Source organism: Streptomyces sp. URMC 127, from assembly GCF_051386535.1.
GTDB lineage: Bacteria > Actinomycetota > Actinomycetes > Streptomycetales > Streptomycetaceae > Streptomyces.
Map to the genome: position 1 here is coordinate 21,690 of NZ_JBPQTW010000024.1, position 19,278 is coordinate 40,967.

Genomic DNA, 19,278 nt, shown 5'->3' on the forward strand with positions numbered 1-19,278 from the left:
GCGGGTGACGGCGGCTCTGACGGCAGCGGCCCACCGGGCGGTCAGGAGGAGCGCCGGACGGCCTGACCGGCCTTGTCCCAGTTCTGCCGGAGCCGGTCCAGGTACGACCGGGCCATCGGGCCGAGCGTCGTGCCGCGGGCGAACAGGCGCATGTTGCCCGCGCCGGTGTTGTAGCCGAGGGCCAGCAGCTCGTCCCTCGTGTACGAAGCGGCCGGCTCCGCCGGCAGGCTCGCGGCCAGGTCGTGCAGGTGCCAGGCCGCGGACTCGACGGCCAGGTCCGGGTCGTCGGGGAGCTCCTGCCAGTCCCGCCCGGCGAAGGAACGCCCCTGCTTGGCCTCGTCGAACGCGGCCTTGTGCATGTTGGCGATGCCGAAGGCGGAATCCGGCTTCATCCGCTGCCAGGACCGCTCCAGGCCGGGATCGTGCGGCTTGTACGACTCGACGTACAGGATCGCCATCAGCAGTTGCGGGTTGACGTCCGCCCGGCGCGCGTGGGCGCGCACCTGCGGGGCGAAGCGCGCGGGGTCCTGGTTGCCGGCCTGTGCGGAGGACGGCGCCCCGGACGGCGGCGCGCTCGCGGCGCCGTCCGGGGCGTGCGCGCTGCAGGCCGCGACGCAGCAGCCCGCGACGAGGGCGGCCAGGGCCACGGGGAACCGTAGCCGCCGGCGTGAACGGGCTGCTGCCACTGCTGACTCCTCGTTCATGCCCTCGCACCGCGGGCGGGCGCCGGGCGTCCGGTCAGTCCTCGTAGTAGTTGTTGACGACCACCTCGGGCTCGTCGTCATCGAACGCCTCGTTGAGCAGCGCCCCGCCGAAGCGGCGGCCCTGCGGCGGTCGTGCCGGGCCGGGCGCAGGACGTCGACGCCAAGGAGGATGGAGGGCGCCCTTCACTGGACGCTTCGGCCGCGTTCCCAGAGTTCCTCGCAGTGCTCTGCGAAGCGGTCGAACAGGCCACCGTCCTGGAGTTTGCGCAGGTGCAGCATGGGTGAGTCGTGGCCGACCAGCCGGGCGAGGTGAGGCGTGACGAGGGCCTGGTCATCGAACCGGAAGACCGACAGGCCGACGTGGTTCGTGGCGTCTTCCTCCGAGGAGAAGCGCACTTCCAGGCCGGAGAGGCCGGACAGTTTGGCCAGCTCGTCCAGGGTGATGCGGATGCGTGTGGACACCTTGAAGGCCACATCCTCGATGGCTTCACGCTGCTCGGTCACCGGGCCGTCAGGGTCGCCGAGCAGGAACCGCACTCGGCATCCTGCGTCGATCTTTGCCTTGAGCGTGGCGTGGAATGCCGGCTGCTCGATCCAGAAGAAGTAGTTCGTGTAACCGGCGAGGATGATGTCCTGCGTGCTGTCGCTGATGAGCTGTCGCCACACGGAGGACGGGCACGCCGAACGGTACGGGTAGGCCGAGATGATCTCTCGGTCCGGGCCGGTCTTCATGACTGCCCCTACTGCCTTGGGCCACAGCACCTTTTCATCAACTCCCAACACACTTGACGCGTCCACGCGGTTTCGCGCGTGCGGGATCAGCTCCTCATCTGCGATCCATCGTTCCACCGTCTTGGTCGTCACACCCACTTGGGTGGCCAGTTGACGAGGCGACAGATCCCTTTCCGCCATAGCGTTGCGAAGGGATAAGTTCAAGGTCTCTCCCTCGGTCGTTTGGGCGTTCTTGACGCTATCGGCCGGAAGGCCGCTACGTCCGGCGAACGGCCGTGGAAACGTCCGCAAGGACGCCCGATGCTCCCAGCATGGAGACGCCCGAAGAGACCGACCCGAAGGCCATCCGAACCGGCACGGAGGTTAGTAAGGGAGTCATCAGCACGCCGATACCGAGCCCCGACTCCTACACGGAGATCATCAAGCGCGGGTGGCGCGCGTGGATGAGGCAGCCGTGATCCGTCGCGCAATCCTCCGATGGGCCGGACCGATCTACGCATTGACGATCGTCGTCGCTGTCGCGGTTGTGATTCCGCTGGCGATCGTGAGTGACCCGTACCGCCCCTGAGCCCCCGCTCTCTGCCGGCATCGCCTCCCCGCCAACGCCGCGGACCCGGTGGAGAGCGGGCCCACAACCCCCGTCCGGGTGAAGGTGCCGCACGCGTCCATCACGCACTGTCAGGATGCCGCCACGGACCAGAGTGGTTTCTCGAGAGAAGGAGCGCACATGGACACCTCCAGCGTCACGCAAGCGCTGATCCTGGCGGGCGGGCAGGCGACCCGCATGCGGCCCTACACCGACGACGCCCCCAAAGCCATGGTCCCCGTCGCCGGCGCACCGATCATCGGCTACCAGCTGCTGTGGCTGGCCGGCCACGGCGTGAAGACGGTCGTGATCTCCGGCGGCTACAAGGCCGAGATGATCAGCGACTATGTCGGCAACGGCTCCGGGTTCGGCATCAAAGCCGTTTACGCGATCGAGGACGAGCCGCTCGGGCGGGGCGGTGGCCTCAAGTACGCCGCCCGGCAGCTCCCGGACCTGGACGCGCCGTTCTTCGTTCTGAACGGTGACGTCATCAGCACCTTCTCCCTGGCTCACCTGGCCGAGTACCACGAGCAGCACGACGCCGCCGTGACCGTGGCTCTGTCGCCCTACCGGTCCAACTGGGGCGTTGCCGACCTGGACGACCAGGACCACATCAAGGGGTTCGTGCAGTCCCCGGAACTGCCGTACTGGATCAACGCGGGAATCTACGTTTTCAACCCCGACGTGATCGATCTCCTCCCCGACAAGGGAGATCACGAGGACAGCACGTTCCCGCAGCTTGCCCGGAGCGACCGACTGATGGGTTACCGGCACTCGGGCTACTGGCGGGGCATCGACACGGTCAAGGACGTCATGGAGGCGTCAAAGGAAGTCCGCAGCGCCGGGACGGCTCTCGCACCCGAGTTCCGTACCACCGACATCGACACCTAGACGCCGGCCTGCCGGGGCCGCGAGCGGAAGGGAGAGAAAGTGATCAATGGCAACGAGGTGATCCCCAGTCACCACGTCCTACTCGTCACGTTCGATTCACTGCGCTACGACGTGGCACGGGCCGTCCTGCACGGCGGGGGCAGCCCGAACCTGGAACGGGTGCTGCCCGACGGGCTGTGGGAAGAACGACGGACTCAGGGAAGCTTCACGCTCCCGGCGCACATGTCGTTCTTCTCCGGCTTCCTTCCTGTCCCCTCCGGCCCCGCCCGCCCCGGCAGGCTCTTCGCCTGCCACTCCATGCGGGGAACCACCATCCGCAAACGTACGTACGTGTTCGACGCCCCGGACATCGTCACCGGCCTGTCCGGGCTCGGATACCGCACCGTGTGCATCGGCGGAGTGGGGTTCTTCTCCAACCAGACCAAGCTGGGGCGAGTGCTGCCCGGACTGTTCCAGGAGAGCTACTGGAGCCCCGAAACGGGAACCGACGAACCCGAATCAACACGGCACCAGGTGACCATAGCCCTCGAAGTGCTGGAGAAGCACCCGGCCGACCAGCGCCTGTTCCTCTTCCTGAACGTCTCCGCGACACATACCCCGACCCATGTCTACCTTCCGGGGGAAGACGAGGACTCGTGGGAGAGCCAGTGCGCCGCCCTGAGCTATGCGGACAGGCATCTCGGCCGACTCTTCCGTGCCCTACCCGACCACGGTTCGTGGCTCGGTGTGTTCTGTGCCGACCACGGCGAAGCGTTCGGGGAAGACGGCTACACCGGACACGGAATCGCACATCCCTCTGTGTGGACCGTTCCGTACGCAGAGAGCATCATTCCTGCCCAGACCGGCAAGGAGTGATCGGAAAACGCGAAGGCCCCCGCTCGGAATCGGCGGGGGCCTTGTTCGTCGGCGCCCGCCACTCGGAGCAGCGCTCGGAAATCTACAACGGTTTCTGAGTTGCGCAAACTCTAAAGTGGATCTTTAGCATCCAGGGATCCGGGGGCGCCCGCGCGCAGCCCGTCCATGACGAAGTCCATCAGGCGGGCGGCGCACGGCTGCCAGTCCGAGCGCGGGTCGATCTGCCAGAGGCCGGCGATGGCCAGGAAGAAGTCGTCGGGGGTCATCCCGGGGCGGATGGTGCCGGCTTCCTCGTTGGCGCGGAGCAGGAGTCCGGCCGCGGCGGCCACCGGGGCGTGGCCCGGCTTCGACGGCCCCCCGGGGCCGCCGGTGGCCGTGCGGATGGCGTCCGCGAGGCCGGCCTTGGTCATGGCGAACCGGGCGAGGCGGTCCATCCACTCGCGCAGGGCACGCAGCGGTTCCCGCGTCTCCAGCAGCCGAGGCGCCGCCTCGGCGACCTGCTGTATCTCGTAACGGTAGATCTCGAGGACGAGCGCCTCGCGGTTGGGGAAGTTGCGGTAGAACGTGCCCTGTCCGACGCCCGCTTTGCGGGCGATCGCGCTCAGCGGGGCCGTCGGACAGCGCGTCAGTTCGGTCACCGCCGCCTCCAGGATGCGCTCACGGTTCCGCCTCGCGTCGGACCGCAGAGCCGCGCCCTCCTTGTCCTGCACTCTTCCTCCCGGCGGCGCGCGCCCGCATCGCGTGCCCGAATCGGTGCCCGGATCGCGTGCCCGAATCCGGCCCTTGTTAAGCGGACAACTGTCCACTACGCTCAATAGGAGCGGACAGCTGTCCAGTTGAGCTCACCCTAGCGGCAGACGCGACCGGCCGACGGCCTTCCGCCCCGGCATCGCGATCTTGACCGCCTGCGGATGTCTTCCCGCACTCATCCCGCCGCACCCCAGCACCACCTCGTGCTCTTCCCTGAAACGTCCCCGCGACGTCCTCCGGATACGCGAAAGAAGGCTGACCCATGGCCCCACCCCCCGCACCGTCGCACGGCAGCACCATCACCCTGGACATCAACGGCGAGCAGCACACGCTGGCCGTCGACCACCGCACGACCCTGCTCGACGCGCTGCGCGAGCGCCTGGACCTTATCGGCACCAAGAAGGGCTGCGACCAGGGGCAGTGCGGCGCCTGCACCGTCCTGCTCGACGGGCGCCGCGCCGTGGCCTGCCTGCAGCTCGCGGTGGCGGCCGAGGGGCGCACGGTCACCACCGTCGAGGGCCTCGCCGACGGCGGTCAACTGCACCCGGTGCAGCAGGCGTTCCTCGACCTGGACGGCCTTCAGTGCGGCTACTGCACGCCGGGGCAGATCTGCTCGGCGGTCGCGGTGATCGAGGAGCACGCGGCGGGCTGGCCGAGCGCCGTCACCGGGGACGTACGGCCCGAGGCGGGGCCTCCCCCGCTGACGGCCGAGGAGATACGGGAGCGGATGAGCGGCAACCTGTGCCGCTGCAGCGCCTACGTGTCGATCGTGCAGGCGGTCGCCCGCGCGGCCGCGGCCCGGGCGGGCGCCGGAGACACGGCGGACGCCCCGGAGATCACAGGCACCACGGCGGCCGCAGCAGCCGCAGCAGTCAAGAAGGCGGCAGCGTGAAGGAGTTCGGCTACCAGCGCGCGCACGACGTCGCCGGCGCCCTCGCCCTGCTCGGCGCCGGGGCCGACGCGCGGTTCCTCGGCGGCGGCACCAACCTCGTCGACCTGATGAAGGCCGGCGTCGAGCGCCCCGCCCGCCTCGTCGACGTGCGCGGCCTCCCCCTGGACCGCATCGAGCCGACGCCCGGCGGCGGGCTGCGCATCGGCGCCACCGTGACCAACAGCGACCTCGCCGCCCACCCCGACGTCCGCCGCCGCTACCCGGCGCTGGCACAGGCTGTGCTGGCCGGTGCCTCCGGGCAGCTGCGCAACATGGCCACCGTCGGCGGGAACCTGCTCCAGCGCACCCGCTGCGGCTACTTCACCGACGTGACCGGGCCGTGCAACAAGCGCGTCCCCGGCAGCGGTTGCCCGGCCGTCGGCGGCGAACACCGCAACCACGCGATCCTGGGCGCCTCCGAGCACTGCGTGGCGGTCCACCCCTCGGACATGGCGGTGGCGCTGGCCGCCTTCGACGCCGTCGTCACGTACGAAACGACCGGCGGGCCGGGCGAGTTGCCCCTCGCCGGCTTCTACCTGCCCGTGGGCGGCACTCCGCACCTGGAGACCGCCCTGCCGCCCGGAGCGCTGATCACCGGCGTCACCCTGCCGCCCGCCCCGGTCGCCGCGCTCTCCCGCTACCGGAAGGTCCGCGAACGCGCCTCGTACGCCTTCGCGATCGGCTCGGCCGCCGCCGCGCTCGACATCCGGGACGGCGTGGTGCGGGAGGCACGGCTGGCCCTGGGGGCCGTGGCGTCCCGGCCGTGGCGGGCCCGGGCGGCCGAAGAGGCGCTGACCGGGGCGCCCGCGAGCGGCGAGACGTTCGCCGCTGCCGCCGACGCCGAACTGGCGGCGGCCGCGCCGCTGCCGCACAACGGATACAAGGTGACGCTCATGCGCAATCTCGTGGTGGCGCTCCTGACCGAACTCGCCGAGGAGGCCGCCCGATGACCACCGCCGCCACCCCGCAGGACAAGGCGAGGACGACGGGCGCGGCCGGCACCGCGCACACCCGCGTGGAGGGCCGCGACAAGGTCACGGGAGCCGCCCGCTACGCCGCGGACATCCCCTTCGCGGACCTGGCCCACGGCTGGCTCGTGCTGTCCACCGTCACGCGGGGCCGCATCCGCTCGCTGGAGACCGCAGAGGTCCTCGCGATGCCGGGCGTGCTGGCCGTGCTCCACCACGGGAACGCCCTGCCGCTCAACACCGACTACATCGGCCTGCTCGGGGTGCCCCCGGACCCGACCTGCGCCGTCTTCCAGCACGACCGGGTGCCGTTCAGGGGCTGGCCGGTGGCGCTGGTCGTCGCCGAGACGCCCGAGCAGGCCCGGGAGGCCGCCGAAGCGCTCGTCGTGCACTACGACGAGGAGCCGTACGACATAGCCTTCACCGGCGACCGGCCGGACGCGTACCCCCTCGACGGCCCCACCCCCGCCGTGACCGGCAAGGGCGACCTGGAGGCCGCGCTCGCCGCGTCCGCGGTCGTCGTGGACGCGGAGTACACCACCCCGCAGGAACACCACCACCCGATGGAGCCGCACGCGGCCACCGCCCGCTGGGACGGCGGCCGGCTCGACGTCGTCGACTCCAACCAGGGCGCCACCTGGGTCGTGGGCGAGCTCGCGAACCTCTTCTCGCTCGACCCGGCCTCGGTGCGGGTGCGCTCCGAGCACGTCGGCGGCGGCTTCGGGAGCAAGGGGGTCCGCGCCCACCAGGTGGCCGCCGTGATGGCCGCGACCGTCCTGCGCCGCCCGGTGCGCGTCGTGCTGACGCGCCGCCAGATGTTCTCCCTCGCCGGCTACCGCAGCCCCACGGTGCAGCGGCTCAGGCTCGGCGCGGACGCCGGCGGGCGGCTGCGCGCGCTGGAGCACCGCTCGCTGAGCCTCACCTCGGCCGTGCACCAGTTCATCGAGCAGGGCGCGGGGGCGGCCCGGGCGCTGTACGACGCGGACGCCCACCACACGGCCAACCGCGTGGTGCGCCTCGACGTGCCGACCCCGTCGTGGATGCGCGCGCCCGGCGAGGCGCCGGGTTCGTTCGCGCTGGAGGCGGCGCTCGACGAGCTCGCCGAGAAGTGCGGCATCGACCCCATCGAGCTGCGCGTGCGCAACGAGCCCGAGCGGGGGCCCGTCTCCGGTCTGCCCTTCAGCAGCCGCAACCTGATCCCCTGCTTCCGGGAGGGCGCCCGCAGATTCGGCTGGGCCGGCCGCGACCCGCGGCCCGGCCTGCGCCGCGACGGCCGCTGGCTGCTCGGCACCGGCACGGCGGCCGCCACCTTCCCGGTGCTCGCCCGGCCGTCCACGGCGGCCGTGACGGCGGAGGCGGACGGCACGTTCACCGTACGGATCTCCGCGGCGGACATCGGGACCGGGGCGCGAACCGCCCTCACCCTGCTCGCCGCCGACGCGCTGGAGACCGCGCCGGACCGGGTGCGGGTACGGATCGGGGACAGCGACTTCGGCCCGGCGATGATCGCCGGAGGCTCGATGGGCACCCGCTCCTGGGCATGGGCGATCAACGCTGCCGCCGAGGAGCTGCGCGAGCGGCTCGTCCCGGGCGCGGACATCCCCCCGGAGGGCATCACGGTGCGCTCGGACACCACCGCGGCGGTCGGCGCCCTCGGCCAGCTGGAACGGCACTCCTTCGGAGCGCAGTTCGCCGAGGTCGCCGTGGACACCGCCACCGGCGAGGTGCGGGTGCGGCGCATGCTCGGGATCTTCGCGGCGGGCCGGATCGTCAACCCGCTCACCGCCCGCGGCCAGTTCACCGGCGGAATGATCTGGGGCATCTCCATGGCCCTGCACGAGGAGGCGGTCCGGGACGCCTCCGGCGGCCACTACGGAGCCGACCTGGCCGGGTACCACGTCGCCACGCACGCCGACGTGCCGCACATCGAGGCGGACTGGATCGACGATCCGGACCCGCACGACCCGGTCGGGATCAAGGGCATCGGCGAGATCGGCATCGTGGGCGCCGCGGCGGCCGTCGCCAACGCGGTCTGGCACGCAACAGGGGTGCGCCACCGCAGCCTGCCCATCCGGCCGGACCGCGTCCTGCGGGCCGCTGCGGGAGCGGCGCATGCTTGACATCGCCGAGGAGCTGCACCGCTGGGCCGAGGAGGGCCGGGACTTCGCCGTCGCCACCGTGGTGGCCGTCGGCGGCAGCGCCCCGCGCGGGCCCGGCGCCGCCCTCGCCGTCGACGGCGAGGGCACGGTCATCGGCTCGGTCTCCGGCGGCTGCGTCGAGGGAGCGGTGTACGAGCTGTGCCGGCAGGCGCTGGCGGACGGCGAGACGGTCGTCGAGCGGTTCGGCTACAGCGACGAGGACGCCTTCGCGGTCGGGCTCACCTGCGGCGGGGTCATCGACATCATGGTCACGCCGGTCGCCGCGGACGCGCCGTGGCGGGCGGTGTTCCGGTCGGCGCTGACGGCCGCCGCCCGGGGCGGGCCGGTGGCACTCGCCCGGGTCGTCCGGGGCCCGGCCGGGCTCCTCGGCAGGGCCGTGCTCGTGCACCCCGGAGGCTCGTACGAAGGCACGCTCGGCGGCCGCCCGGAGCTGGACCGGACGGCGGCGGCCGAGGCCCGGGCCCTGCTGGAGGCCGGCCGCACCGGCACGGTCGAGCTCTCGGAGGACGGCTCGCACTGCCCCGGCGGGCTCACGCTGCTCGTCGAATCGAACGTGCCGCCGCCCCGCATGATCGTCTTCGGTGCGGTCGACTTCGCCGCGGCGCTCGTACGGGCCGGCAAGTTCCTCGGCTACGACGTGACCGTGTGCGACGCCCGCCCCGTCTTCGCCACCCAGGCCCGCTTCCCCGAAGCCGACGGCGTCGTAACCGACTGGCCGCACCGCTACCTGCGGCGCACGGCGGTCGACGGGCGCACGGTCCTGTGCGTGCTCACCCACGACGCCAAGTTCGACGTGCCCCTGCTGACGGAGGCGCTGCGCATGCCGGTCGCGTTCGTGGGCGCGATGGGCTCGCGCCGCACCCACGCGGACCGCGCCCGCAGGCTGCGCGAAGCCGGCGTGACCGAAGGGGAGCTGGCCCGGCTGAGATCGCCGATCGGCCTCGACCTCGGTGCCCGTACGCCCGAGGAGACCGCCCTGTCGATCGCGGCGGAGATCGTGGCGGCCCGGCGGGGAGGGACGGGGGTGCCGCTGACGGGCTCGGACACTCCGATCCACCGGGAGCACACCGCTGTGGCGCGCGAGCCCGAAGACCGCTCCCGTGAGCAGATTGTCCGCCAAGCACCTCATCCTTCTTTCCACCCTCAGGAGTGGCCCGGCTCGCTGCGGGGCGTGTCGCGTTGACGGGTGGGCATTCCCGGAGCGCGAGGCCCGACTCCCCCGCCGACGGCGGCGGGGGCACGGGAAGAGGCGGAAAGAAGAAGAGGCGGAAAGCGGAACGAGGCCACCGCCGCCACCGGAGGAACGCCATGACCTTCGCCCTGCGCGCTCACGTCTCGGCGACCGACACCGACCACGGCATGGTGCTGCTGGACGAGGCCGACGGCCGCTACTGGCAGCTCAACCACACCGGCGCGCTCATCCTGCACGCCCTGCTCGACGGCGCGACACCCCAGCAGACGGCGCAGCGGCTGGGCGAGCGCTATCCCGCCGTCAGCGCCGAGCGCACCGCCGGCGACGTGGCGTCCTTCATCCGCGCCCTGACCGCAGCCCACCTGGTGGCGGCCCGGTGAGCAGGCCCGTACCCCCTGCCGGGCGAAGGGCGGGTGACACATGAGCGGTGAGGCACGGTTCACGGCTCCTCCCCTGCGGCAAGCACCCGGCTGCGGCCTCACCGCTCCCCGTGCCGGGCCGGGCGACGCAGCCGCGGCGGGGCAGGGGCAGCCGCCCGTCACCGTCCTCGCCCGGGGCCTGCGCAAGGCCTACCCAGGCGTGGAGGCCGTCCGCGGCGTGGACCTGACCGTGCGCGCCGGGGAGACCTTCGGGTTCCTCGGGCCCAACGGCGCCGGCAAGTCCACCACGATCGCGATGCTCTGCACCCTCGTCCGGCCCACCGCGGGCCGGGCGAGCGTCGCCGGAGCCGACGTGACCGCCGATCCCGGCGCCGTGCGCCGCCGCATCGGGCTGGTCTTCCAGGACCTCACCGTCGACGGGGACCTGACCGCCGCCGAGAACCTCCGCTTCCACGCGGTCCTCTACGGCATCCCCCGGCGCACCGCGCGCCGCCGCGCCGCCGACATGCTCGCCCTCGCCGGCCTCCACGACCGCCGCGACAGCCTCGTCCGCACCTTCTCCGGCGGCATGAAACGCCGGCTGGAGATCGCCCGCGGGCTGCTGCACGCGCCGCAGGTACTCTTCCTGGACGAACCCACCCTCGGGCTCGACCCGCAGTCGCGCGCCGAGTTGTGGGAGCACCTCCACCACGTCCGCACGCAGCGCTCGGTGACCCTCTTCCTCACCACCCACTACCTGGAGGAGGCCGAGCACTGCGACCGCATCTGCGTGATCGACGACGGCCGCATCGTCGCCGAGGGAACGCCCGCAGGCCTCAAGGCCGCCGTCGGCACCGACCGCGTCACCGTCCGCACCGCCGACGACACCGCCGCGCAGGACGCGCTGCGCGGACGCTTCGGCCTGGAGGCGCACGCAAGCCCCGGCGGGCTGGTGCTGCGGGTCCCCGACGGGGCGTCGTTCGTGCCCCGCCTGTGCGCCGGACTCGGCGTGCCCGTGCTGTCGGTGACCGTCACCCGGCCCAGCCTGGACGACGTGTTCCTGCGCTGCACCGGCCGCACCCTCCACGACGCGGACGGCACGCGATGACCACCGCGGACGGCCCGGTGCCCACAGGCGTACGGCACGAGCTGCGCGCCGCGCACGTGGTCTGGCAGCGCGAGATGCTGCACTTCCTGCGCAACCGCGGACGGCTGGCCGTCACGCTGGTGCAGCCGGTCTTCCTGCTGCTCGTCCTCGGCACGGGCCTGGCGGTGCTCGTCCCCTCCTCCGCGGGCTCCGGCGACTACCGCACGTACCTCTTCCCGGGCGTCCTCACCATGGCCGTGCAGATCCCCGCGATCGGCACGGGCGCCTCCCTCGTCCAGGACCGCGAAGTCGGCTTCCTGCGCGAGATGCTCGTCGCCCCCGTCCGGCGCGGCACCCTGCTCCTGGGCAAGTGCGCGGGCGGCACGACCGTGGCCACCTGCCAGGGCGCGCTCGTCCTCGCCCTGGCAGGGACCGCGCACGTCCCCTACGACCCGGCCCTGTTCGCCACCCTGGCCGGTGAACTCGCCCTCAGCGCCCTCGCTCTGACGGCTCTCGGCGCCGTCGCCGCCGTCTGCATCACCCGCATGCAGACGTTCCAGGCGGTACTCAGCTTCGCCATGGCCCCGCTGCTGTTCCTCTCCGGCGCGATGTTCCCGCTGTCCGGCCTGCCGCCCTGGCTGGCGGCGATCTGCCTGGCCAACCCGCTCACATACGCGGTCGATCCGCTGCGCCGCGCGGTGGCGGCCCACGCGCCCGCGGCCGCGCCGGCGTCCCCCGGCCTGCGCCTGCCCGTCGCGGCGGAACTCGGCATCACCGCCGCGCTCGCCGCGGCCGCACTCACCGTGGCCGCCCACCGCTTCGCGCGGCCGCGCTAGGAGGGCATCCGCCGGGCCGTCACCCGGCCTGCTGCAAAGGAGCCGCGCCCGGCGGCCCGCGAACACGGGCGCCCCGCCGTGGCCTGCCGTTCCCGGGAGCAACGCAACCCCCGGAACGGGTGAGGAGCCACGGCCGGGTGAATCGCACAAGGCCCGTCCCGGCCCCCGCCCCGCAGCCACGCCCCTCTTGACCGTGACTCGAACTTACGCGCTACAAAGCGCCCGCCGGGGTCCGTGACGGACCCGATCGGGGGTCGTTTTTCCGATCACTCGTCCGATCCATGCGTCAACGAGGAGGCGTCGTGCGTCACCGTCCCACCTGCCCCGCGAGCGACACGAGGGTGCCCCTGCTGTTCGATTGCCGACCGCTCCCGGCCCCGGCCGCCCGCACCGCGGGGAGGCCTGCGTGAGCCACCGGATCCGCTACCGGAGCGTGGTCGACGTGATGGTCCTGCTGCACCGCACGGACGGGCGCGTCCTGCTGCTGCGCCGCGCCGGGGACGTGTACGCCGCGGGCCTCCTCGCCCCGCCCGGCGGGCACCTCGAAGACGGCGAGACCCTCGTCGAGGGGGCGCTGCGCGAGGCCGGCGAGGAAGTCGGCGTCGGCATCGCACCGGCCGACCTGGAGTTCTGCCACCTCGTGCACCACCGCTCCCCGGAGGGCCGGGCGCGGCTGGGGGTGGTCTTCACGACCCAGCGCTGGTCCGGCGAGCCGCACAACCGCGAGCCGGGCAAGTGCTCGGCGCTGGTGTGGGCCGACCCCGGGCGCCCTCCGGCGGACTGCGTGCCCTACACCGCCGCCGTCCTGCACCGCTTCTGCTCCGGCGCCCTGTTCTCCACCCACGGCTGGGGCGGCGACGCTCGGTGAGCCGCGCCCGGTGGGAAGGGACCAGTGGGAAGGGCCTCGCCGCTCGCCGGACGGCTGCCGCCCCCGGCCAGTGACCGCCCTTCCCACCGGGGCACGCACGTACGTCTTCGCCGGTCCTCCCTGGTGAGGGGCGGGCCCTACGGCGACGGTGCGGCCGCCCGCCGGAAGTGCTCGACGGTGAAGTCGGCGAAGCGGCGGACGGCGCCGGTTCGGTGGGCGTCCTTGTGTCGTACGAGCGTCAGCGTGCGGTAGCAGTCGGGGGCGTCCAGCTCCACCCAGGCGACTCCCTCGCACGGGCGCCAGTCCCGGGCCATGACCGGCAGCAGCGCGAGCCCCAGGCCCGCGGCGACCAGGTCCAGGATCGCGCCCGGCTCGTTGCCCTCGCACACGATCGCGGGCCGGGCGCCGGCCCGGGCGAACAGCCGGTCGGTGAGCACGCGCTGCCAGTGGCCCGGGCTCGGGGTGACGAAGGGTTCCCCGTCCAGGGCGGCCACCCCGACCCGCTGCCGGCCGGCCAGCCGATGCCCCGCCGGCACGGCGAGCAGCACCGTCTCCCGCATCAGTTCCACCGAGACCAGCCCGGCTCCGGCCAGCGGCTGGGAGGCGAGGCACAGGTCCACCTCGCGGGCGTTCAGGCGGCGCGCCATCTCGTCGGGCGGTGACTGGAAGAGCCGGACGGCGATCCCGGGGTGTGCGGACCGGAAGCGCTGGAGGAGTTCGCCGAGGGTCAGCAGGGTCTCGGCGGCCACCGCGACGCTGCCGCCTTCGCCGCCGGCCGCCTCCGCGAGCTCGCGGCGCCCGTCCTCCAGCTCGCCCAGCGCCCGGTCGACGCGGCGCAGGAAGGCGGCGCCGTACTGGTTGAGCAGGATCCGGCGGCCGCGGCGGTCGAAGAGCGGCACGCCCAGCTCCGCCTCCAGGCGGGAGATGGTGCGGCTCACCGACGGCTGAGCCACGCGCAGTTCGGCGGCCGCCCTGCTGATGTGCTCGTGACGCGCGACGACCTGGAAGCAGCGCAGCGACGACAGCTCCACCGGAGCCTCCCCTTCCCCTCATCGCACCGGAAGCTCATAACACCCAAGGCATCATCACATGCCCGAACTGGTCTTGGACCGTATGGATCACGGCCTCGTAGCCTCCGAATGCGCCGCCGCCCACGGCGGCCCCGCTCAGCACCGCACCGCATGGAAAGAGGCGCACGACCCCATGAACGCGCACCAGCCGTACGAGAGTTACGCCGAAGCCCTCCTCGGCTCCCTCTCCCGCTCCCCCGGGCAGCCGGCACTGATCGCCCCGGACGGGCGGACCGTCCTGGCGGGGGAAGTGGCCGACACCGTCCGCCGGCTGGCGGCGGACTTCGCCGAACGCGGCATCGGCCGCGGCAGCACGGTCACCCTCCTCACCGGCAACGAGCCCGAGCCCCTCTGCGCGCGCTACGCGGCGAACCTCCTCGGCGCCCGCGTCGTCTTCCTCAACAAGGGCATGGCGCCGGACGTGCAGGCGGAGATCGTGCACAGCGTCGGGACGGCGCTGCTCCTCGTCGCCGCCACCGAGGCGGAGTCCGCCGGGGCGCTGCTCGCCCAGGTGCGGGTCCCCACCGTGCTCACCCTGGGCCCCGCGTCCTCCGGCGCGGACCTGCCGGCGCTCGCCGCGGCCCGCCCGGTGCGCCCCGTGGCCGGTGCGGCGCTCCCCGGCGACGACTGGTGCATCCGGTACACCGGCGGCACCACCGGGATTCCCAAGGGCATCCGGATGGCGCACGGACCGTACGGGCAGCTGCTCGCCCGGCAGGCGGCGAGCCTGCGGTCCGGCCCGCGGCCCCGTCTCCTCGCCTGCACCCCGCTCGCCCACCTGGCAGGCATCATGGCCGACGCCGTGCTGCTCGCCGGCGGCACCGTGGTCCTCCAGCACTCCTTCGACGCGTCCGAAGTCCTCGCCGCCGTCGCGCGCGAGCGCATCACCGACCTCTGGCTCCTGCCTCCCCTGCTGTACGCGCTCCTGGACCACCCGGACCTCGCCGCGACCGATGTGTCGTCGGTCCACCGGATCGTCTACGGCGGGACCGCCGTCTCGACGCAGCGGCTGCGCGAGGCGGCCGAGGCCTTCGGGCCCGTCCTGTACGGCACGTACGGGCAGACCGAGGCGGGCGGCATCACGTCGGTGCTGCCGCACGAGCACACGAGGACGGGCCGGAGCGGGCAGACCACGGTCGGCCGGGCCGGGCCCGGCGTCACCATCGAGATCCGCGGCGCGGACGGCACCGTCCTCCCCACCGGGGAGACCGGGGAGATCCACGTCCGCACGCCCATGATGATGAGCGGCTACTGGCAGCAGCCCGGGCTCACCGCCGAGGTGCTGCGCGACGGCTGGGTCCGCACGGGCGACGCCGGCTACCTCGACGCCGACGGGTACCTCTACCTCGTCGACCGGCTCAAGGACATGGTCATCGTGGTCGGCGGCCACGTCTATCCCGCGGAGCTGGAGCAGGTGCTGCTCGCCCACCCCGCTGTCGCGCAGTGCGCGGCGTTCGGGGTGCGCCGCACGGACGGGACCGAGGAGGTCCACGTGGCGGTCGTGCCCGCGGCGGGGCGTGACGCGGGGCGCGAGGCGGTACGGGAGTTCGTCACCGAGCGCATGGGGGCGATGTACGCGCCGAGCGCCGTGCACGTCGTGGACCGCATCCCGCTCACGGACGTCGGCAAGCCGGACAAGAAGCTGCTCCGGTCGACGCTGGGCAGTGACTAGGCGGCGGCTGCCCGAGGGGGCGGGCACGCCGGGGCCTGCCGGCGCGACGGCCTACCGTGCCGGAGCAGCGTGCCGGGTCAGAGCAGCGTGCCGAGTCAGAGCAGCGTGCCGAGCGGCTCAGAGCAGCGTGCCGAGCGGCCCGAGGTCGAGGTTGAGGTCCTCCGGCTTGAGGCCGTGGCGCCGGCACAGCTCCTCTATGCGCTCCGCGAGGAGCATGAGGGTCAGGCCGATCCGCTCCTCCTGCTCCTCGGTGAGGTCGCCGCGCTCCACCCGGCGCAGCGCCTGCCGTTCCATCAGCTGGCGCAGCAGTTCGACGACGGTGAGCACGAGCCGGGCCAGGTCGCGTTCGACGGTGGCCTCGTCCAGTTCCACGCGGCGGGTCACGCGCCGGCCTCCGCCCAGGGCGAGGGCACCCGGTCGTCGTCGATGCTGCTGATGAGGGCGTGCAGGTCGATGCGGACGAGGTCGACGTCGGCGATGCTCAGGGTGAGGTCGCCGGCGACCACCACGCCACCCGCCAGCAGCCGGTCGAGCAGGTCGATCAGCGTGATCCTGCGCTGGGCGAGGGGGGCGCCGGCGTTCACGGTCCGTCCTCTCCGGTCGCGGCCTGCCGGGCGAAGGAGTACGGGGCCCAGGGGCCGGTCAGCTCCACGCGCACGCCGTCCGCGGGGGCCGTGCCGGCCAGGCCGGCGACGGCCGAGGTGAAGCGCTCGCCGCTCTCGCTCCGTACGAGGTAGGCGGCGTTGAGGACGTTGCGTCCGCAGGGGCCGGCGAGCGGTCCGTGCTGCGGCGGGTAGAGCCGGGTCTGCTCCGCGAGGGAGGCGAGCGCCGCGTGGATGCCGCGCGCGGCCTCGTCCTCGCGTCGCGCCGCCTCCTCGTGCGCGTGGCGTGCCGCCGCGCGGCGGCGGAGGTAGTCGCGGCCGGACAGGGCGGCGCGCGGCGCTCGGGGGCCGGCGGCGGGAGCGGGGGCGGGGCCGGCCGGGGCCGTGTCGGCCGTGTGGACCTTCACGCCCCATTCGACGCAGCCGTCCAGCCGGTCGAGGGCCTCGCCCAGCTCCGCTCTCCGCTCGGCCAGCATGGCGCGGACGCCCGTCTCGTCGCGGTAGACGGTCGCGAGCCGCAGCGGCAGCACGCACGCTCCGGTGGCGGTCACCGTCTCGACCACCCTCTGGTGGGAGCGCGCGGCCTTCTCCAGCCAGGTGATGTCCTCCAGGGATGCGCGCAGGGCCGCCTCGTCGAAGCGGTCGGCCGGTACCGGCCCCACGAGGGCCGCGAGGCCCAGGTGCCGGACGGTGCGGACGGGTTCGCCGGCGACGCCGGTCAGGTTCTCCAGGTCGCCGGCGGCGGGGGTGCCGGCGACCCGGGTGACGGCGTAGGCGTAGAGCAGGTCGTCGTGGTTCACCGGGTGTCCTCCTGGCGCTGTTCCAGTTCGGCGACGCGGGCCCGGAGCCGGGCGTTCTCGGCGCCCAGTTCGCCGCGGCGGGCGCCGGAGGACAGGGCGGGGTCGCTCTCCCACCAGTCGATGCCCATCTCCTTCGCCTTGTCGACGGAGGCGACCACCAGCCGGAGCCTGATGGTGAGGAGCTCGATGTCGAGCAGGTCGACGCGGATGTCGCCGGCGATCACCACGCCCTTGTCGAGCACGCGCTCCAGGATGTCGGCGAGGTTGGCGCCGCCGGTACCGGTGCCGGCGAGGGTGCCGCCGGTGCCGGTCACCGGCGTCCGCCCGGGCATGGGCGTCCGTTCGGGCATGGAGGTTCGTTCCGGATTCATACCGTGTGCTCCTGTCCTTCCGGCCCTGCGGCGCGGCGTCGTGTCTCCGCCAGGCGGTCCAGGAGCGCGTCCTCGCGGCGGTCGAACTCCTCTTCGCCGATCAGCCCCGAGACGAGCTGTTCTTCGAGCTCCTTCAGCTCGGCGCCGACGACGGCCGGGTCGTAGTACAGCCGCTCGGCCTCCTGGACGACGCGGCGCAGCACCCAGCCGACGAAGCCGATCATTCGACGAAGCTGTACGGGGGCAGGGGGCCGTGGACCTTGACGTCCAGGTGCGGGTGCTCCTTCTCGAGCCGGCCGGCCTCGGCGAGCAGCCGGCTCCCGGCGTCGGAGTCCTCGGCGACGAGGTAGGAGGCGTTGAGGAACCAGCCGGTGCTCTCGGGGCCGGGCCGTTCGCCCTCCGCCAGCGGTTCCAGCGTCCGGCGCACCAGGTCGGCGTCGCGGGTCTCCTGCTCGCGCACGGCCTGGGCGACCAGTTCGCCGAAGCGCAGCCGCTGTTCGTAGGAGCCCCCGCCCGCGGCCCGGTTGGCCTCGGCGAGGGTGCGCAGTTCGGCGTTCTCGGCGAGGACAAGGTGCAGGACCGCTTCTTCGTGGTGCACGGCCTTGACGTTGTACTCGACGCGGCCTTCGAGCCGGGCGAACTGTTCCTCGTAGCGGCCGGAGTGCTCCGTGAGGACGGCGCGCACCTGATCGTCGCTGTCGGAGACGCTGCCGAAGCGCATCGGCAGGACGGTGGTGCGGCGGCCGGCCTCGGCGAGCACCCGCTGGTGGGCCAGCAGGTCGCGGCGCTTGGGCCGCAGCTCCCCTTCCGCGGGGCAGTCGCTGACCACGGCCGCGAGGCCGGCGCCGGTCACGACGCGTACGGGCAGGGGCGGGTCGCCGATGCCGGTGAGCCCTTCGGGCAGTTCGGTGCGCTCGCCGCGGGCGATGCCGTAGACGTAGGTGGTCACTCGCTCTCCTCCTTCTTACGGGAGCGGGAACCGCTGCTGCTCTTGTCGTCACCGCGGTCCCGCACCTGCTGGACCGCGTCCACGACGCTCTGCGCGGCGCCGGAGAGCGCGCCCTTGGCCTTGCCGCGGGCGCCGCCCTCGGTGACCGAGCCGACGAGGTCGGGCAGGCCGGGGTTGCGGTGCGGGCCGGATTCCAGGTCGAGGCGGTTGCACGCCTCGGCGAAGCGCAGGTACGTGTCGACGCTCGCGACCACGACCCGTACGTCGATCTTCAGGATCTCGATGCCGACCAGGGAGACGCGCACGAACGCGTCGATCACCAGGCCGCGGTCGAGCACCAGCTCCAGGACGTCGTACAGACCGCTGGTGCCGCCTGCACCCCCGCCCTGGGCTGCGGGGACTACGCTCATCGGACAACTTCCTCTCGTCGCTGCCGGCTCCCGGGCCTCAGCGGGAGTCCGTCCGGTCCGCCCGGCCCCGTTCGTAGCGGCGCACGCGGCGGTAGCCGGTGAGCAGGCCGTCGGGGTCCAGGCTCAGCTCGTAGAGCGCCATGACGCTCATCGTCTCGGGGACGCGGGCGAGCTCCACCACCTCGGCCTCCAGCTCCCAGCCCCCGCCCTCGGCCCTCTCGAACCGGCTGATTCCTTCGGGGCGCAGACCGGTGAGCTCGATGAACTGCTCGTGCGCCGCGCGCAGCACCTGCGCCGCGGTCACGGCCGTCCCGGGGGTCTCTCCGGGCGTGCCGGATGTGCCGGACGTGCTGGATGTCTTGGACGTGCGGGATGTCTTGGACGGGCCGGAGCTGCCGGCCGTCTTCTTCTTCGGCTGAGTCATCGGGCCCCTCTGGTGTCCGTACGGTGTCCGTCGCGGGCCTCTTGTCACGGCGCATACCGTGC

The 19,278-nt window shown here is 73.1% G+C and carries 25 protein-coding genes; 12 read left to right on the forward strand and 13 right to left on the reverse strand.

Annotation, left to right across the window (positions count from 1 at the left end):
- Positions 1 to 41 precede the first annotated feature (41 nt).
- The 3 genes from ACSNOH_RS08570 to ACSNOH_RS08580 are packed head-to-tail and all read right to left on the reverse strand — an operon-like array spanning position 42 to position 1,568.
- Positions 42 to 686 carry a transglycosylase SLT domain-containing protein gene (locus ACSNOH_RS08570; RefSeq protein WP_436720619.1) on the reverse strand — a complete coding sequence of 215 codons (645 nt, stop codon included), beginning with the start codon at positions 684 to 686 and terminating at the stop codon, positions 42 to 44.
- A gap of 52 nt (positions 687 to 738) precedes the next feature.
- Positions 739 to 891: a hypothetical protein gene (locus ACSNOH_RS08575; protein WP_436720620.1), complete on the reverse strand. Its 153-nt coding sequence runs from the start codon at positions 889 to 891 to the stop codon at positions 739 to 741.
- Positions 888 to 1,568 carry an XRE family transcriptional regulator gene (locus ACSNOH_RS08580; protein ID WP_436720621.1) on the reverse strand — a complete coding sequence of 227 codons (681 nt, stop codon included), beginning with the start codon at positions 1,566 to 1,568 and terminating at the stop codon, positions 888 to 890. Before ACSNOH_RS08580 ends, ACSNOH_RS08575 begins: the two co-directional genes overlap by 4 nt.
- A 179-nt stretch (positions 1,569 to 1,747) precedes the next feature.
- On the opposite strand from ACSNOH_RS08580, the gene ACSNOH_RS08585 reads away from it, so the two are divergent.
- The 3 genes from ACSNOH_RS08585 to ACSNOH_RS08595 all read left to right on the forward strand — a co-directional run bounded on the left by ACSNOH_RS08585 (position 1,748) and on the right by ACSNOH_RS08595 (position 3,768).
- Positions 1,748 to 1,894 (forward strand): hypothetical protein, encoded by a 147-nt coding sequence (locus ACSNOH_RS08585; protein WP_436720622.1) that lies wholly within the window; start codon positions 1,748 to 1,750, stop codon positions 1,892 to 1,894.
- Between the two features lie 269 nt (positions 1,895 to 2,163).
- Positions 2,164 to 2,913 carry a nucleotidyltransferase family protein gene (locus tag ACSNOH_RS08590; protein WP_436720623.1) on the forward strand — a complete coding sequence of 250 codons (750 nt, stop codon included), beginning with the start codon at positions 2,164 to 2,166 and terminating at the stop codon, positions 2,911 to 2,913.
- A gap of 39 nt (positions 2,914 to 2,952) precedes the next feature.
- Positions 2,953 to 3,768: an STM4013/SEN3800 family hydrolase gene (locus ACSNOH_RS08595; protein WP_436720624.1), complete on the forward strand. Its 816-nt coding sequence runs from the start codon at positions 2,953 to 2,955 to the stop codon at positions 3,766 to 3,768.
- 110 nt (positions 3,769 to 3,878) lie between these two features.
- Here ACSNOH_RS08595 and ACSNOH_RS08600 read toward each other — a convergent pair whose 3' ends face one another.
- Positions 3,879 to 4,478, reverse strand: coding sequence for a TetR/AcrR family transcriptional regulator (locus ACSNOH_RS08600; protein WP_436720625.1), 600 nt, complete (start codon positions 4,476 to 4,478; stop codon positions 3,879 to 3,881).
- A gap of 302 nt (positions 4,479 to 4,780) precedes the next feature.
- Between ACSNOH_RS08600 and ACSNOH_RS08605 the strand changes: the two genes are divergently transcribed.
- From ACSNOH_RS08605 to ACSNOH_RS08640, 8 genes are all read left to right on the forward strand, one after another.
- A complete protein-coding gene (locus ACSNOH_RS08605; RefSeq protein WP_436720626.1) occupies positions 4,781 to 5,410 on the forward strand; it encodes a (2Fe-2S)-binding protein in 630 nt (209 codons plus the stop codon).
- Positions 5,407 to 6,399 (forward strand): FAD binding domain-containing protein, encoded by a 993-nt coding sequence (locus tag ACSNOH_RS08610; protein WP_436720627.1) that lies wholly within the window; start codon positions 5,407 to 5,409, stop codon positions 6,397 to 6,399. Before ACSNOH_RS08605 ends, ACSNOH_RS08610 begins: the two co-directional genes overlap by 4 nt.
- A complete protein-coding gene (locus tag ACSNOH_RS08615) occupies positions 6,396 to 8,537 on the forward strand; it encodes a xanthine dehydrogenase family protein molybdopterin-binding subunit (RefSeq protein WP_436720628.1) in 2,142 nt (713 codons plus the stop codon). Before ACSNOH_RS08610 ends, ACSNOH_RS08615 begins: the two co-directional genes overlap by 4 nt.
- Entirely contained in the window at positions 8,530 to 9,759 is a 1,230-nt protein-coding gene (locus ACSNOH_RS08620) for an XdhC family protein (protein WP_436720629.1), read from the forward strand. The genes ACSNOH_RS08615 and ACSNOH_RS08620 overlap by 8 nt, the downstream gene beginning before the upstream one ends.
- A gap of 125 nt (positions 9,760 to 9,884) precedes the next feature.
- Positions 9,885 to 10,148: a lasso peptide biosynthesis PqqD family chaperone gene (locus tag ACSNOH_RS08625; protein ID WP_436720630.1), complete on the forward strand. Its 264-nt coding sequence runs from the start codon at positions 9,885 to 9,887 to the stop codon at positions 10,146 to 10,148.
- Between the two features lie 40 nt (positions 10,149 to 10,188).
- Entirely contained in the window at positions 10,189 to 11,235 is a 1,047-nt protein-coding gene (locus tag ACSNOH_RS08630; RefSeq protein ID WP_436720631.1) for an ABC transporter ATP-binding protein, read from the forward strand.
- Positions 11,232 to 12,050 (forward strand): ABC transporter permease, encoded by an 819-nt coding sequence (locus ACSNOH_RS08635; protein WP_436720632.1) that lies wholly within the window; start codon positions 11,232 to 11,234, stop codon positions 12,048 to 12,050. Before ACSNOH_RS08630 ends, ACSNOH_RS08635 begins: the two co-directional genes overlap by 4 nt.
- 406 nt (positions 12,051 to 12,456) lie before the next feature.
- Positions 12,457 to 12,918 carry an NUDIX hydrolase gene (locus ACSNOH_RS08640; protein ID WP_436720633.1) on the forward strand — a complete coding sequence of 154 codons (462 nt, stop codon included), beginning with the start codon at positions 12,457 to 12,459 and terminating at the stop codon, positions 12,916 to 12,918.
- Between the two features lie 137 nt (positions 12,919 to 13,055).
- On the opposite strand, the gene ACSNOH_RS08645 is transcribed toward ACSNOH_RS08640, so the two are convergent.
- Positions 13,056 to 13,949 carry a LysR family transcriptional regulator gene (locus ACSNOH_RS08645; RefSeq protein ID WP_436720634.1) on the reverse strand — a complete coding sequence of 298 codons (894 nt, stop codon included), beginning with the start codon at positions 13,947 to 13,949 and terminating at the stop codon, positions 13,056 to 13,058.
- Between the two features lie 172 nt (positions 13,950 to 14,121).
- Here ACSNOH_RS08645 and ACSNOH_RS08650 point away from each other — a divergent pair, with 172 nt between their 5' ends.
- Positions 14,122 to 15,660, forward strand: a complete 1,539-nt coding sequence (locus tag ACSNOH_RS08650; RefSeq protein ID WP_436720635.1) for an AMP-binding protein — start codon at positions 14,122 to 14,124, stop codon at positions 15,658 to 15,660.
- Positions 15,661 to 15,777: 117 nt separating this feature from the next.
- Here ACSNOH_RS08650 and ACSNOH_RS08655 read toward each other — a convergent pair whose 3' ends face one another.
- From ACSNOH_RS08655 to gvpO, 8 genes are read right to left on the reverse strand one after another with little or no spacing between them, the layout of a single operon-like run.
- On the reverse strand, positions 15,778 to 16,044 hold the full coding sequence (locus ACSNOH_RS08655) for a gas vesicle protein K (RefSeq protein WP_436720636.1): 267 nt from the start codon (positions 16,042 to 16,044) through the stop codon (positions 15,778 to 15,780).
- Positions 16,041 to 16,244 carry a gas vesicle protein gene (locus tag ACSNOH_RS08660; protein ID WP_436720637.1) on the reverse strand — a complete coding sequence of 68 codons (204 nt, stop codon included), beginning with the start codon at positions 16,242 to 16,244 and terminating at the stop codon, positions 16,041 to 16,043. The genes ACSNOH_RS08655 and ACSNOH_RS08660 overlap by 4 nt, the downstream gene beginning before the upstream one ends.
- Positions 16,241 to 17,062 (reverse strand): GvpL/GvpF family gas vesicle protein, encoded by an 822-nt coding sequence (locus ACSNOH_RS08665; RefSeq protein WP_436720638.1) that lies wholly within the window; start codon positions 17,060 to 17,062, stop codon positions 16,241 to 16,243. Before ACSNOH_RS08665 ends, ACSNOH_RS08660 begins: the two co-directional genes overlap by 4 nt.
- Positions 17,059 to 17,394 (reverse strand): gas vesicle protein, encoded by a 336-nt coding sequence (locus tag ACSNOH_RS08670; protein ID WP_436720655.1) that lies wholly within the window; start codon positions 17,392 to 17,394, stop codon positions 17,059 to 17,061. The genes ACSNOH_RS08665 and ACSNOH_RS08670 overlap by 4 nt, the downstream gene beginning before the upstream one ends.
- A 35-nt stretch (positions 17,395 to 17,429) precedes the next feature.
- Positions 17,430 to 17,657: a gas vesicle protein GvpG gene (locus ACSNOH_RS08675; protein ID WP_436720639.1), complete on the reverse strand. Its 228-nt coding sequence runs from the start codon at positions 17,655 to 17,657 to the stop codon at positions 17,430 to 17,432.
- Entirely contained in the window at positions 17,654 to 18,382 is a 729-nt protein-coding gene (locus tag ACSNOH_RS08680; RefSeq protein WP_436720640.1) for a GvpL/GvpF family gas vesicle protein, read from the reverse strand. The genes ACSNOH_RS08675 and ACSNOH_RS08680 overlap by 4 nt, the downstream gene beginning before the upstream one ends.
- A complete protein-coding gene (locus tag ACSNOH_RS08685) occupies positions 18,379 to 18,792 on the reverse strand; it encodes a gas vesicle structural protein GvpA (protein ID WP_436720641.1) in 414 nt (137 codons plus the stop codon). Before ACSNOH_RS08685 ends, ACSNOH_RS08680 begins: the two co-directional genes overlap by 4 nt.
- 37 nt (positions 18,793 to 18,829) lie before the next feature.
- Entirely contained in the window at positions 18,830 to 19,216 is a 387-nt protein-coding gene (gene gvpO / locus ACSNOH_RS08690) for a gas vesicle protein GvpO (RefSeq protein ID WP_436720642.1), read from the reverse strand.
- Positions 19,217 to 19,278 lie beyond the last annotated feature (62 nt).

Coding starts and splice junctions, on each gene's coding strand:
- ACSNOH_RS08585 (WP_436720622.1), top strand. CDS start 1,748: ATGGAGACGCCCGAAGAGACCGACCCGAAGGCCATCCGAACCGGCACG.
- ACSNOH_RS08590 (WP_436720623.1), top strand. CDS start 2,164: ATGGACACCTCCAGCGTCACGCAAGCGCTGATCCTGGCGGGCGGGCAG.
- ACSNOH_RS08605 (WP_436720626.1), top strand. CDS start 4,781: ATGGCCCCACCCCCCGCACCGTCGCACGGCAGCACCATCACCCTGGAC.
- ACSNOH_RS08615 (WP_436720628.1), top strand. CDS start 6,396: ATGACCACCGCCGCCACCCCGCAGGACAAGGCGAGGACGACGGGCGCG.
- ACSNOH_RS08620 (WP_436720629.1), top strand. CDS start 8,530: ATGCTTGACATCGCCGAGGAGCTGCACCGCTGGGCCGAGGAGGGCCGG.
- ACSNOH_RS08625 (WP_436720630.1), top strand. CDS start 9,885: ATGACCTTCGCCCTGCGCGCTCACGTCTCGGCGACCGACACCGACCAC.
- ACSNOH_RS08630 (WP_436720631.1), top strand. CDS start 10,189: ATGAGCGGTGAGGCACGGTTCACGGCTCCTCCCCTGCGGCAAGCACCC.
- ACSNOH_RS08635 (WP_436720632.1), top strand. CDS start 11,232: ATGACCACCGCGGACGGCCCGGTGCCCACAGGCGTACGGCACGAGCTG.
- ACSNOH_RS08650 (WP_436720635.1), top strand. CDS start 14,122: ATGAACGCGCACCAGCCGTACGAGAGTTACGCCGAAGCCCTCCTCGGC.
- ACSNOH_RS08670 (WP_436720655.1), bottom strand. CDS start 17,394: ATGCCCGGGCGGACGCCGGTGACCGGCACCGGCGGCACCCTCGCCGGC.
- ACSNOH_RS08675 (WP_436720639.1), bottom strand. CDS start 17,657: ATGATCGGCTTCGTCGGCTGGGTGCTGCGCCGCGTCGTCCAGGAGGCC.
- ACSNOH_RS08685 (WP_436720641.1), bottom strand. CDS start 18,792: ATGAGCGTAGTCCCCGCAGCCCAGGGCGGGGGTGCAGGCGGCACCAGC.
- gvpO (WP_436720642.1), bottom strand. CDS start 19,216: ATGACTCAGCCGAAGAAGAAGACGGCCGGCAGCTCCGGCCCGTCCAAG.